Below are 12997 nucleotides of genomic sequence, written 5' to 3'. Positions count from 1 at the left end.
CCATGATGCGCGCAGGTCCCTCACAGGAGGAGATCCGCAAGCACAACCTCGGCACCCTGCTCCGCCACGTCCACCTGGGAGGGCCGACCTCCCGGGCGGAGCTGACCACCCTCATGGGGCTGAACCGCAGCACCATCATGGCGCTCACCGCCGACCTGACGGCCGTGGGCCTCGTCAGGGAGGAGCTCCCCAGGGACACCGGGCGGGCGGGTCGCCCGTCCCTGGTGGTGCGGCCCGAGTCGGCCCGGGTCTACGTGCTCGCCTTCGACGTGGGCGTGGACCGGGTGGCCGCCGCGCGCATCGGCCTCGGCGGCGTGATCCTCGACCGCCGCGAGGCCGTACGGCAGCGCGGACCGTTCGACATGGCCGAGGTCGTCGGCATGCTGGCCGGGTTCGCCCGGCAGATGCACCGCAAGACCCGCGCCGACACGGTCTGCGTGGGGGCGGCGGCGGCGTTCTGCGGCGCGGTGCGCAAGTCGGACGGCGTCGTCAGGATCGGGCCCAACATCGGCCTGGAAGAGGGACCCTTCGGCGACGAGCTGTCCAGGAAGCTCGCGCTGGGCCTGCCCGTGGCGGTGGGCAACGACGCCAACCTGGGCGCCCTCGCGGAGCACACGCGGGGCATCGGCATGGGCTGCCGCGACCTCATCTATCTGCACGGCGACGTCGGCATCGGCGGTGGCATCGTGGTGAACGGCCAGTTGCTCGGCGGCTTCGCCGGATACGGCGGCGAGGTCGGCCACATGGTGGTCAACCTCGGCGGGCGCCCCTGCGGCTGCGGGTCGCGCGGCTGCCTGGAGGCCGAGGTGGGGGAGCGGGCCCTGATGGAGCACGCGGGCCGGTACGGCGAGGCCATCGGAAGGGACGGCGTGCGGGCCGTGGTGGACGCCGCCGACCGGGGCGACGTGGTGGCCCAGGAGGCCCTTCAGCGCGTCGGCGACTGGCTCGGCCTGGGCGTCGCCAACCTCGTCAACGTCTTCAACCCCGAGATGGTCGTCTTCGGCGGCATGCTCAGGGAGCTGTACCTCGGGTCGGCCGCCCAGGTGCGCAGCCGGATCAACACCGTGACGCTCGCCGCGTCACGGGAGCGCCTCCGGCTGCGCACGTCCGTGCTGGGGGACGACGCGACCCTGATGGGGGCCGCCGAGCTGGCCTTCGCCCAGGTGCTCGCCGACCCCCTGGAGGTCCTGGCGCGATTCGCGCCGTGATCCCCGCTGTGTGTGAGCGCGTCAGGCGACCTTGGACGCCGGGGCGGTGAAGGTGTTGCACACGCTCGGGCCGTTGCCGTTCCAGCCGCGCGTGGCCCAGTAGATGATGTTCTTCCGCTTGCCGTGGAACTTGTCGCCGGACGTGTAGTCCAGCAGGTCGTCCCAGTCGAACTGGTCGCGTCCGAGGGAGTGCCAGATGCTGCCGATGAACGCGCCGGAGAAGCACTCGGCCTGGAGCTCGACCCGCCGGTTCAGGGCGTAGAACTTGGCCGTGCCGAAGTGGGGCGCCAGCTTGTCCATGGCTCGGAGGATGCCGACGCGGTCCTGGACGTAGTGTCCGTACTCGTGGGCGATCACATCGAACAGCTCGAACTCCGACGGGTCGGCGAGCTGCTGCTTGTAGATGAGGATCCACATCGTCTTGTCGGCCTGGCAGTAGATCCCCGCGGCGTACGGCGCCGGATACTTGCCGCAGCCCGTCTTGACGGCGCTGGTGATGTACCGGACCTTCGGCTTGGCGAACGACAGCCCGGCCTGCCGGAACTCCTCCGCCCACGAGAGGTTGAGGCAGTCGAGCAGGTGGTCCAGGTAGATCTTGTAGGAGTCGACGTCGTCCGGGCGGCGGTCCAGCTCCTTGCACTCGGTGAAGTCGAACTGGCCGGTCTTGTAAATGGGGTTCCGGGTGAGCGCGGCCTTGCCCGTCGGAACCGGCGTGGCCGCGCGGGTGGTGGTCCCCCCTGAGACCCGGGGGGCGGTGGCGCCCGAGGCGGCGGCCGTACCGGACAGGGAAAGGACGGTGGCGGCCGCGGCGACCGCTACGGCGATCGGGCGGAACCTGGTGCGGATCATGAGTAAGCGTCCCCAACGCAAAGAGAGGCAGGCAGGAAGCGTGGCAACGTGACGAAAACTAACGAGATGTAACGAAATATCCGGACACAGCGCGATATGGCGTGACATCGGTCTCGGCACGAGATCACGAGCGTAGGGGACGATTCAGCTGTGGGTAAAGCGGAATCAAAGGGATTCCAAGGTGGGTACGTCGAGGTTCAGTGCAGCCCATGGAGGGACGCGCTCCGCCGCGAACTAGACTCGATCTGTTCAACGGCGAGCGGGAAGGGATGACTCGGTGGGGATTCTGGAGACGATAAGGGACCCGCTCGATGTGAAGAACCTGGAGGCCGGACAACTACCGCGCCTCGCCGCCGAGATCCGCGACCTGTTGATCACCTCCGTCGCCAGGGCGGGCGGCCACCTCGGCCCCAACCTCGGGGTCGTCGAGCTGACCATCGCCCTGCACCGCGTCTTCGACTCCCCGCGGGACCGCATCCTCTTCGACACCGGCCACCAGGCGTACGTGCACAAGATGCTGACCGGCCGCGCGGGCGACTTCGGCACGCTCCGGCAGGAGGGCGGGCTGTCCGGCTACCCCAGCCAGGCGGAGTCCGAGCACGACGTCATCGAGAACTCGCACGCCTCGACCGCGCTGTCCTACGCGGACGGCCTGGCCAAGGCCTTCCGGCTCCGTCAGGAGTCCGACCGCACGGTCGTGGCCGTGATCGGCGACGGCGCGCTGACGGGCGGCATGGCCTGGGAGGCGCTGAACAACATCGCGGGGCACAAGGACCTGCCGCTGATCGTCGTGGTCAACGACAACGGCCGCTCCTACTCCCCGACGATCGGCGGCCTCGCGTCGCACCTGTCGTCGCTGCGGATGACCCAGGGCTACGAGCACGCGCTGGAGCTCGTCAAGAACAACCTCGGCAAGGTCCCGGTCGTCGGCGGTCCCCTTTACGAGACGCTGCACGGCGTCAAGAAGGGGCTCAAGGACATCTTCTCCCCACAGGTCATGTTCGAGGATCTGGGGCTGAAGTACGTCGGCCCGATCGACGGCCACGACGAGGAAGCCGTGGAGGCGGCACTGCGGCGCGCCAGGGCGTTCCGCGGACCGGTCATCGTGCACGTGCTCACCCGCAAGGGCAACGGCTACTCGCACGCGGAGAACCACGACGAGGACTGCTTCCACAGCCCCCAGCCGTTCGACGTCGAGACCGGCGAGGAGCGCGCCAGGCCGCACAGCTGGACCAACGTGTTCAGCGAGGAGATGGTCAAGATCGGCGCGGAGCGGCAGGACGTCGTCGCGATCACCGCGGCGATGCTCCACCCGACCGGCTTGGCCGCGTTCGCGGACGCCTACCCGGACCGGATCTACGACGTGGGCATCGCCGAGCAGCACGCGCTGACGAGCGCGGCCGGGCTGGCGCTCGGCGGCCTGCACCCGGTCGTGGCCGTCTACGCGACCTTCCTCAACCGCGCCTTCGACCAGCTCCTGATGGACGTCGCCCTGCACCGGCTGCCCGTCACGGTGGTGCTCGACCGGGCCGGCGTCACGGGCGACGACGGGGCCAGCCACAACGGCATGTGGGACCTGTCGATCCTCCAGGTGGTCCCCGGCCTGTCCATCGCCGTCCCGCGCGACGCCGTACGGCTCCGCGAGCTGCTGGGCGAGTCTCTCGGCGTCGAGGGCGGCCCGTCGGTGGTCCGCTTCCCCAAGGGCGCGGTGCCCAAGGAGATCGAGGCCGTCGGGAAGCTCGGCGAGATGGACGTGCTGCGCGCGGGCGACCCGGACGTGCTGCTGGTCGCGGTGGGCCCGATGGTGGAGATCTGCATGGAGGCGGCGACCCTGCTCGACGCCCAGGGCATCTCCGCCACGGTGGTGGACCCGCGCTGGGTCAAGCCGCTGGACGAGGCCCTCGTGCTGGCCGCCTCCGCCCACAAGCTCGTCGTCGTGGTGGAGGACAACGGCAGGGTCGGTGGCGTCGGCGACGCCGTGGCGCGCCTGCTGCGCGACGCCGACGTGGACGTGCCGGTGCGGACCTACGGCATCCCGCAGCGGTTCCTCGACCCCGCCAAGCGGGCGAAGATCCTCGCTGACGTCGGCCTCACCGGGCAGGACCTCGCCCGGGAGATCACCGAGGCGGTCGCCAAGCGCTCGCCCGTCCTGGAGGGCCACCCCGCCCGCCAGGTCTAGCGCCCGCCGCTCGGTAACTCTCCGGGCAACTGCTCCGTCAACCGCGAGTAAGGATCGCTTTTCCGGGAAGCCTGCAGGTCATCGGCATGATGAGGAGCCTGCGGATGAGCGTCTTCCGGACAAAGTCGGTGGAGCAGTCAATAGAGGACGCCGAGGGCGGCGAGCATCGCCTCAAGCGAAGCCTGACCGCCCTCGACCTGACCGTCTTCGGCATCGGCGTCATCGTCGGCACGGGCATCTTCGTGCTGACCGGCGTGGCGGCGCGGGACACGGCGGGGCCGGCGGTGGCGCTCTCCTTCGTGGCCGCCGCCGTCGCCTGCGGTCTGGCGGCCCTCTGCTACGCCGAGTTCGCCGCCACCGTCCCCGTGGCGGGATCGGCCTACACCTTCGCGTACGCCACGATCGGCGAGTTCCCTGCGTGGATCATCGGGTGGGACCTCATGCTGGAGCTCGCTCTCGGGGCGGCCGTGGTGGCGTCCGGCTGGTCGGGCTACTTCGCCTCGCTGCTGAAGAACTTCGGCGTCTACCTGCCGGAGTCGATCGCCGGTGACAAGGCGGTCTTCAACGTGCCGGCCGCGCTGATCGTGCTGCTGCTGACGGCCGTCCTGGTGGCCGGGATCAAGCTGTCGGCCCGGTTCAACGCCACCATGGTGGCGATCAAGGTCGCGGTCGTGCTGCTCGTCATCGTCGCCGGGCTGTTCTTCGTGAAGGGCGCCAACTACCAGCCGTTCATCCCGCCGTCCCACGAGATCGCGGGCAAGAGCGGGCTCGGCGCGCCGCTCATCCAGGTGCTGTTCGGGGTGAAGCCCGTCGTCTACGGCGTCTTCGGGATCTTCACCGGCGCCGCGCTCGTCTTCTTCGCCTACATCGGGTTCGACGTGGTCGCGACGGCGGCCGAGGAGACCCGCCGCCCGCAGCGCGACCTCCCGATCGGCATCATCGCCTCGCTCGTCGTCTGCACGATCCTCTACGTCGCGGTCTCGCTCGTCGTCGTGGGCATGCAGCACTACAGTCAGCTCAGCGTCTCGGCCCCGCTCGCCGACGCCTTCCGCGCCGTGGGGCAGCCGTGGCTGGCGACGCTGATCAGCTTCGGCGGCATCGCGGGCCTGACCACGGTCGTCATGATCCTCATGCTGGGTCAGAGCCGGGTGCTGTTCGCGATGTGCCGGGACAACCTGCTGCCGCGCCGGTTGGCCCGCGTCCATCCCCGGTTCCGCACGCCGTACGTCATCACGATCATCATCGGAGTGGTGACCGCGCTGCTGGCGGCGCTCATCCCGCTCAGCGCGATCGCGGAGCTCGTCAACATCGGCACGCTGTTCGCGTTCGTCGTCGTCTCGATCGCGGTCGTGATCCTGCGGAGGACCCGCCCCGACCTGCCGCGGTCGTTCCGGACGCCGTGGGTTCCGGTGCTGCCGGTCCTCTCGGTGCTCGCCTGTGTCTATCTGATGCTCAACCTGCCGGTGGAGACCTGGCTCCGGTTCCTCATCTGGATGGTCGTCGGCACCGGCGTCTACTTCGGGTACGGCCACCGCCGCAGCCGGGTCTCGGTCACCGGGGAGCGGCCATCACTCCTTGAAACATGAGCCCTTGAGACATGAGCACGGCCCCGGCGGCGGTCAGCAGGACGCCGGCGGCGCCCAGCAGGATCCGGTAGCCACCCGGGGTGAGGCGGTGCCGTCCGGCCCCGATCGCCCAGGCCAGCACCACCTTGGACCCGCACAGGACGAGGTAGAAGCCGGAGACGAAGGCGAGCGCCGACGCGGGGGCCCTGCCCCACGCGGCGGTGAAGACGGGCGCGCCGGCCGCGATCCAGAAGAGCCAGGGATGCGGGTTGAGGAGGTTGACCACGACCCCGTGGAGGACCGCCTTCCGCGCGGGCGTCTCGTCGGCTCCGGGCTCGGGCGGCTTCGCCGTACGGGCTTCGCGGATGGTGGAGACGCCGAGGTAGACCACGTAGAGGCCGCCCACGACCGACAGGACCCGCACGATCAGGCCGGGCAGCGCGCCGACGGCCGTGATGGACAGCAGCACGACCGGGAGGTCCGACAGCAGCGGCACGCAGGCGAGACGCAGCCCGGCCCGGAAGCCGCCGCGCAGGCCGGAGGTGATCACCAGGCTCAGCAGGGCCCCCGGCGTGACCCCCGCGCCCAGCCCGAGGCTGAGCCCGAGCAGCAACTCGCGCACGCCGCCACCCTCCCGATATCCCCTTTCGAGATGTTCTCGTGAGGCTATCGAGAGGGCGGCGGCGCGTCTAACCGGCTATGCGGGAACCGAGGCGACCCCCGGCGGCAGGAACCGGCCGCCGGTGACCTCCTCGGAGATGCCGGTCCGGTCGAGGTACGGTGTGACGCCGCCGGTGTGGAACGGCCAGCCCGCCCCGAGGATCATGCACAGGTCGATGTCCTCGGGAGCGGCCACCACGCCCTCGTCGAGCATGAGCCGGATCTCCTGGGCCAGCGCCCGGAGCGCGCGGAGCCGCACCTCCTCGGCGGAGGACGGGCGGGAGCCGCCCTCGAACAGCGCCCGCACCTCGGGGTCGATCTGGAAGTCCGCGCCGTAGACGCCGGGCTTGCCCGCCGCGACGAGCCTGGCCAGGTTCTCCGAGACGCCGTAGCGGTCCGGGAAGGCCGCGTGCATGGTCTCCGCCACGTGCAGCGCGACGGCGGGGCCGACGAGCTGGAGCAGCGTGAACGGCGTCATCGGCAGGCCGAGGCCGTCCAGCGCGTGGTCGGCCACCTCCAGCGGGGTGCCCTCGTCGGCGGCCGCGGTGACCTCGCCCATGAAGCGGGTCAGCAGCCGGTTGACGACGAACGCGGGGGCGTCCTTGACCAGCACGGACGACTTCTTCAGCGACTTGCCGACCGCGAAGGCCGTGGCGAGCGTCGCGTCGTCGGTCGCCGCGCCTCGGACGATCTCCAGCAGCGGCAGCACGGCGACCGGGTTGAAGAAGTGGAAGCCCACCACCCGCTCCGGATGCCGCAGCTCAGACGCCATCTCGGTGATCGACAGAGAGGAGGTGTTGGTGGCCAGCACGCACGTCTCGGAGACGACCTCCTCGACCTCGGCGAAGACCCGCTGCTTGACCTTCAGGTCCTCGAAGACGGCCTCGATGACGAAGTCGGCGTCCGCGAACGCGTCCTTCGTCAGCGAGCCGGTCACCAGGGCCTTGAGCCGGTTGGCCTGGTCGCCGGAAATCCGTCCCTTGCCCAGCAGCTTGTCCACCTCGGCGTGCACGTAGCCGACGCCCTTGTCCAGGCGGGCCTGGTCGAGGTCGGTCAGCACGACCGGCACCTCCAGCCGGCGCGCGAACAGCAGCGCGAGCTGCGAGGCCATCAGCCCGGCGCCCACGACGCCGACCTTGGTGACCTTGCGGGCCAGCGACTTGTCCGGCGCGCCCGCGGGCCGCTTGGCCCGGCGCTGCACGAGGTCGAACGCGTACAGCCCGGCGCGCAGCTCATCGCCCATCAGCAGGTCGGCGAGCGCCTCGTCCTCGGCCGCGAAACCCTCGTCCCGCGACGCGGTGCGGGCCAGCGCCACCAGGTCGAGCGCCCGGTAGGGCGCGGGGGAGGCGCCGCGGAGCTTCAGGTCGACCAGCGTCCGCGCCTGCTCGATCACCGCGGTCCAGTCGTCCTCGGTGTGCGACGCGCGCTCCACGGCCACATCACCGCGCAGGAGCTCGGCGGCCCAGCGGAGCGATTCCTCCAGGAAGTCGGCCGGCTCGAACATCGCGTCGGCGATCCCGAGCGCGTACGCGTCGCGCCCCTTGATCATCCGGTTCTGCGACAGCGGGTTCTCGATGATCAGCTTGATGGCCTTCTCGGGGCCGATCAGGCGGGGGAGGAGCTGCGTGCCGCCCCAGCCCGGGACGAGGCCGAGAAAGCACTCCGGCAGCGCGATGGCCGGGACGCCGGAGGACACGGTGCGATACGTGCAGTGCAGCGCGATCTCCAGGCCGCCGCCCATCGCCGCGCCGTTGACGAAGGCGAACGACGGGACGGACAGCTCGCCGAGGCGGCGGAACACGTGGTGCCCCAGCGCCCCGATGGCCTTGGCCTCCTCATGCGAGCTCACCGTCGCGGCGCCCTTGAGGTCGGCGCCGACCGCGAAGATGAACGGCTTGCCGACGACGCCGACGGCCGCCACATCGCCGCGGGCGGCGATGCCGTCGAGGGCCTCGTTCAGCGCGAGCAGGCCGTGCGGGCCGAACGTGTTGGGCTTGGTGTGGTCGAACCCGTTGTCCAGCGTGATCAGCGCCATGGTGCCCGCGCCGTACGGCAGCTCGACGTCGCGGACGAGAGCCTTCGTGACGACCTCGTCGGCGGTCTTCTCGCTGAGGAGGGACTTCCAGTTGTCGACGTTGCTCATGCCGGATTCCCTCCGATGTTCTCCCAGATGACCGTGCCGCCCATGCCCATGCCGACGCACATCGTGGTGATGCCGTACCGGACGTCGGGCCGCTCGGCGAACTCGCGGGCGAGCTGGGTCATCAGCCGGACGCCCGACGACGCCAGCGGATGGCCGAACGCGATCGCGCCGCCGTACGGGTTCACGCGGGGGTCGTCGTCTGCGATGCCGAAGTGCTCCAGGAAGGCCAGCACCTGTACGGCGAAGGCCTCGTTGATCTCGAAGAGGCCGATGTCGCCGATGGACAGCCCGGCGAGGCGCAGCGCCCGCTCGGTCGACGGGATCGGGCCGACGCCCATGACCTCGGGGTCAACGCCGGCGAAGGCGTAGGAGACCAGCCGCATGCGGGGGGTCAGCCCGAGCTCCTCGGCGACCTCCTCGGCGGCCACGATGCAGCCCGTCGCACCGTCGTTGATGCCGGACGCGTTGCCCGCCGTGACCCTGCCGTGGGCGCGGAAGGGGGTCTTCAGGCTCCGCAGGCCCTCCAGGCTGGTGCCGGGCCGGGGCGCCTCGTCGGCCGTGGCCAGGCTCCAGCCCTCGGCCGCCTTGCGGGTCGCCATCGGCACCAGGTCATGCTGGATCTTGCCATCGGCGTACGCCTTGGCCACCTTCTCCTGCGAGGCGACGGCGTAGGCGTCGGCGCGGTCCTTGGTGATGGACGGGTAGCGGTCGTGCAGGTTCTCCGCGGTCATGCCCATGATCAGGGCCGAGCCGTCCACGAGCTGCTCGGACAGGAACCGCGGGTTGGGGTCGACGCCCTCGCCCATCGGGTGGCGGCCCATGTGCTCGACCCCGCCGGCGATGGCCACGTCGTATGCTCCGAAGGAGATGCCGCCCGCCACCGTCGTGACGGCGGTCATCGCCCCGGCGCACATGCGGTCGATGGCGTAGCCGGGGACCGACTTCGGCAGCCCGGCGAGCACGGCGGCCGACCGGCCGATGGTGAGACCCTGGTCGCCGATCTGGGTGGTGGCCGCGATGGCGACCTCGTCCACCCGCTCGGGCGGGAGGCTGGGGTTGCGCCGCATCAGCTCGCGGATGACGCGGACAACCAGGTCGTCGGCACGCGTCTCGGCGTACAGGCCCTTGGGGCCCGACTTGCCGAAAGGCGTCCGAACGCCGTCGACGAAGACGACTTCACGGGACGCAGGCACGGGGTTGGCTCCTACTTGTCGGTAGCTTCACCCCACATGCTACTGGCCAGTAACTGTTGTCGGGATCAGGGGTGCGGCCATGGAAGCATGGCCTCGTGCCAGCGGTGCTTTGGCATACTGGAAACCGCTTTCCGAATGGAGGTGGCGTGGTCACTCTGGAAGACGTCGCGAGGCACGCGGGGGTGTCGCTCGCGACGGCGTCGCGCGTGCTCAACGGAAGCTCCCGCAACGTGGGGCGGACGATGCGCGAGCGGGTGGAGAAGTCGGCCGCCGTGCTGGGCTACCGGACGAACGTGGCCGCCCAGACGCTGGCCCGCGGCGCGAGCAACGTCATCGGGCTGGTCGTGCACGACCTCGTCGACCCCTACTTCGCCGCGCTCGCCGACGGCGCGATGCGGGCGGCCGAGGCGCACGGCCACATGGTGATGGTCGGCACCACCCACCGCGACCCCGAGCGGGAGATCGCCTACGTCTCCACCCTGAACGCCCAGCGCGTCCGCGCGGTGCTGATCTCGGGCTCCCGGGTCACCGACCCGGACGTGACCTCCCGGCTGCGGGTGGAGCTGGACCGCTACCGCGAGTCCGGCGGCCGCGTCGCCTGCGTCGGCCAGGACCTGCTCGGCGTCGGCACGATCGCGCCGGCCAACCGCGAGGGGGCGGCCGAACTGGCCCGCTCGCTGGCCGCCCTGGGGCACACCAGGTTCGCCGTGCTGGCCGGGCCGCCCCACCTCATCACGGCGGCCGACCGCTCCGCCGGGTTCGCGGAGGCGCTCGCCGGGCTCGGCCTCCCCGAGCCGCAGGTGATCCACGGCCCCTTCGACCGGGACGGCGGCTACGAGGCGGTCCAGGAGGTCGCCGGGGCGACCTGCGTCTTCGCGGTCAACGACGTGATGGCGGTCGGCGCGCTCGCCGCCCTCAGGAGCCGGGGAGTGCGGGTGCCGGACGACATCTCGGTCGCCGGATTCGACGACATAGGGCCCCTGCGCGACCTGACCCCGAGCCTCACGACGGTGCGGCTGCCGCTCGCGGAGATGGGCGCCCAGGCGGTCGAGCTGGCCCTCTCGGGGGAGGAGGGCGACGAGCCCCGCGTGGTCCCCGTCGAGTGCGAGGTCGTCCTCCGAGAGAGCGTCCGTCCCCTGGCCTGAGCGCCGTTAAGCCTCAGGCGGCTTCAGACCAGGGGCCAGGGGGCCGGTCAGAGCGGCCGGACGAGGGCGGCGAAGCGGGCCCTCATCGTCGCCATGACCTCGTCGGGGTCCGCCGCCCAGACGTCGGCGTTGAAGATCTCGACCTCGATGTCCCCCGCGTACCCGGCGGCCGTGACGGCCTCGGTCAGGGGCCCGAAATCGATCACGCCGTCGCCCATCATGCCGCGGCCCAGCAGGACGTCGGCGGGCAGCGGGCTCAGGAAGTCGCACACCTGGTAGGACGCGATCCGCCCCTCCCGGCCCGCGCGCTCGATCTGCTCGAACACCTGCGGATCCCACCACACGTGGAAGGTGTCCACGACCACCCCGACCGTCTCCGGCGCGTACGGCGCGGCGAGGTCGAGCGACTGGCCCAGGGTGGACAGGACGGCCCGGTCGGCGCAGTACATCGGGTGCAGCGGCTCCAGAGCCAGCCGCACGCCCCGCTCGGCGGCGTAGGGGGCGAGCACGGCCAGGGCGTCGGCGACCCTCTTCCGGGCGTCCGGCAGGTCGCGGGAGATCTCCCCGAGCGGCTCGCCCGGCACGACGCCGGGCAGCCCTCCGACGACCATGACCAGGCACGCCGCGCCGAGCGCGGCCGCCTCGTCGATCGCCCGCCGGTTGTCCTCCTCGTAGGAGTCCCCGGTGAGGAAGCCGCCCCGGCAGAGCGACGAGACCCGCAGCCCGGCGTCGCGGACGAGCATGATGGTCTCATCGAGCCCCTGCTCGGCGACGTTCTGCCGCCACAGCCCGATGGCCTCGACGCCGTGCCGTACGCACCCGTCCACGGCCTCCTTGACCGACCACCGCCTGGTGGTCCACTGATTCAGCGAGAGAGTCATGGCAGGACACCACAGGTGGTCAGGAGAGCCTTCATACGGTGGACGGCCAGCTCGGGGTCGGGAAGCAGGCCCGCCTGGTCGGCCAGGCGGAAGACCTCGGCCAGGTGGGTGATCGAGCGCGCCGACTGGGCGCCGTTGACCATGACGAACCCGTCCTGGCGCCCGGCGAGCCACGCGAGGAAGACGATGCCCGTCTTGTAGTGGTACGTCGGGGTTTCGAAGATCTTCCGGGACAGCGGCACCGTCGGGGCGAAGATCTCGTCGTAGGCCGTCAGGTGCCGCGCCCGGGTGGGCTCGTCGCCGGCCCACTCCGCCTCGTCGAGGGCCTGGAGCGCGGCGGCCGCCGCGGGGGCGATCGCGTCGAAGATGCCCAGCAGCGCGTGCGAGCCCGACTTGATCAGCGACGGGTAGTTGAAGTCGTCGCCGGTGTACAGCCGGACGCCCTCGGGGAGCGCCGCGCGGAGCCGCACCTCGTGGTCCTCGTCCAGCAGCGACACCTTGACGCCCTCCACCATGGGCGCGTGGTCGCGGATGAGCGCGAGGAACGACTCGGTGGCCGCCTCCACGTCGCGTGACCCCCAATATCCGGCGAGCTGGGGGTCGAACATCTCGCCCAGCCAGTGCAGGATCACGGGCCGGTCGGCCTGCCCCAGCAGCTTGCCGTACACCGCGTGGTAGTCCTCCGGGCCCCTCGCGACGCGGGCGAGCTGGCGGCTGGCCATCAGGATCACCCCGGCCCCGGCCGTCCGCACGGTCTCGACCTGCTCGGTGTACGCGGCGACGATCTCGTCCAGGGTTCCGGCGTCCGGCACGTGGTCGGTGCCCGCGCCGCAGGCCACCAGCTCCGCCGGGTCGCCGAGTGAGCCGGCCTCGGCGGCGCTGCGCCGGATCAGCTCCCGCGTGGCGGCCCAGTCGAGGCCCATGTTCCGCTGGGCCGTGTCCATGGCGTCCGCGACGCGCAGGCCGTACGACCACAGGTGCCGCCGGAAGCGGAGCGTGGCGTCCCAGTCGACGTCGGCGGGCAGACCGGGGCCGTTCTCGCCGTGGACGTTCGCGACCACGTGGGCCGCCGCGTAGACGACCCGCGAGGACGGCGCGGCGGGCGGCGGCGCCCAGGTCACGGGCTCACGCAGCCGGTACGGCTCGGCCGACCCCGGCAGCCGGATCTCCAGGC

General features: G+C 71.3%; 10 protein-coding genes. 4 read left to right on the top strand and 6 right to left on the bottom strand.

Features of this window, described 5'->3' with window-relative positions; genetic code table 11:
• Positions 1-5 precede the first annotated feature (5 nt).
• Positions 6-1208, top strand: a complete 1203-nt coding sequence (locus N5079_RS04560; protein WP_261582285.1) for an ROK family protein — start codon at positions 6-8, stop codon at positions 1206-1208.
• Positions 1209-1229: 21 nt separating this feature from the next.
• Here N5079_RS04560 and N5079_RS04555 read toward each other — a convergent pair whose 3' ends face one another.
• Positions 1230-2057, bottom strand: a complete 828-nt coding sequence (locus tag N5079_RS04555; protein WP_261582118.1) for a neutral zinc metallopeptidase — start codon at positions 2055-2057, stop codon at positions 1230-1232.
• A 277-nt stretch (positions 2058-2334) separates the two neighbouring features.
• On the opposite strand from N5079_RS04555, the gene dxs reads away from it, so the two are divergent.
• Together dxs and N5079_RS04545 are read left to right on the top strand one after the other, a co-directional pair.
• Entirely contained in the window at positions 2335-4236 is a 1902-nt protein-coding gene (gene dxs, locus N5079_RS04550; protein WP_261582117.1) for a 1-deoxy-D-xylulose-5-phosphate synthase, read from the top strand.
• A gap of 104 nt (positions 4237-4340) precedes the next feature.
• Complete coding sequence (locus N5079_RS04545) at positions 4341-5822, top strand: amino acid permease (RefSeq protein WP_315967778.1); 1482 nt, start codon at positions 4341-4343, stop codon at positions 5820-5822.
• On the opposite strand, the gene N5079_RS04540 is transcribed toward N5079_RS04545, so the two are convergent.
• The 3 genes from N5079_RS04540 to N5079_RS04530 all read right to left on the bottom strand — a co-directional run bounded on the left by N5079_RS04540 (position 5788) and on the right by N5079_RS04530 (position 9797).
• Complete coding sequence (locus N5079_RS04540) at positions 5788-6423, bottom strand: LysE family translocator (protein ID WP_261582116.1); 636 nt, start codon at positions 6421-6423, stop codon at positions 5788-5790. The two genes, N5079_RS04545 and N5079_RS04540, sit on opposite strands and share 35 nt — an antisense overlap.
• Before the next feature lie 75 nt (positions 6424-6498).
• The gene (locus N5079_RS04535) at positions 6499-8604 is read right to left on the bottom strand and encodes a 3-hydroxyacyl-CoA dehydrogenase NAD-binding domain-containing protein (RefSeq protein ID WP_261582115.1); all 2106 of its coding nucleotides are present in this window, start codon (positions 8602-8604) and stop codon (positions 6499-6501) included.
• The gene (locus N5079_RS04530) at positions 8601-9797 is read right to left on the bottom strand and encodes a thiolase family protein (RefSeq protein ID WP_261582114.1); all 1197 of its coding nucleotides are present in this window, start codon (positions 9795-9797) and stop codon (positions 8601-8603) included. The genes N5079_RS04535 and N5079_RS04530 overlap by 4 nt, the downstream gene beginning before the upstream one ends.
• A gap of 146 nt (positions 9798-9943) precedes the next feature.
• On the opposite strand from N5079_RS04530, the gene N5079_RS04525 reads away from it, so the two are divergent.
• Positions 9944-10942, top strand: coding sequence for a LacI family DNA-binding transcriptional regulator (locus N5079_RS04525; protein WP_261582113.1), 999 nt, complete (start codon positions 9944-9946; stop codon positions 10940-10942).
• Positions 10943-10989: 47 nt separating this feature from the next.
• On the opposite strand, the gene N5079_RS04520 is transcribed toward N5079_RS04525, so the two are convergent.
• Positions 10990-11823, bottom strand: a complete 834-nt coding sequence (locus N5079_RS04520; protein ID WP_261582112.1) for a sugar phosphate isomerase/epimerase family protein — start codon at positions 11821-11823, stop codon at positions 10990-10992.
• Complete coding sequence (locus tag N5079_RS04515; protein WP_261582282.1) at positions 11820-12995, bottom strand: dihydrodipicolinate synthase family protein; 1176 nt, start codon at positions 12993-12995, stop codon at positions 11820-11822. The genes N5079_RS04520 and N5079_RS04515 overlap by 4 nt, the downstream gene beginning before the upstream one ends.
• Between the last annotated feature and the right edge of the window lie 2 nt (positions 12996-12997).

This window comes from Planotetraspora sp. A-T 1434, from assembly GCF_025420585.1.
In the GTDB taxonomy this organism is placed as follows: domain Bacteria; phylum Actinomycetota; class Actinomycetes; order Streptosporangiales; family Streptosporangiaceae; genus JAOEGB01.
Note: the sequence above shows the minus strand (reverse complement) of the source record. Positions and strands in the feature narration are given on the sequence as shown.

Coding starts and splice junctions, on each gene's coding strand:
- N5079_RS04520 (WP_261582112.1), bottom strand. CDS start 11,823: ATGACTCTCTCGCTGAATCAGTGGACCACCAGGCGGTGGTCGGTCAAG.
- N5079_RS04535 (WP_261582115.1), bottom strand. CDS start 8,604: ATGAGCAACGTCGACAACTGGAAGTCCCTCCTCAGCGAGAAGACCGCC.
- N5079_RS04555 (WP_261582118.1), bottom strand. CDS start 2,057: ATGATCCGCACCAGGTTCCGCCCGATCGCCGTAGCGGTCGCCGCGGCC.
- N5079_RS04560 (WP_261582285.1), top strand. CDS start 6: ATGCGCGCAGGTCCCTCACAGGAGGAGATCCGCAAGCACAACCTCGGC.
- N5079_RS04545 (WP_315967778.1), top strand. CDS start 4,341: ATGAGCGTCTTCCGGACAAAGTCGGTGGAGCAGTCAATAGAGGACGCC.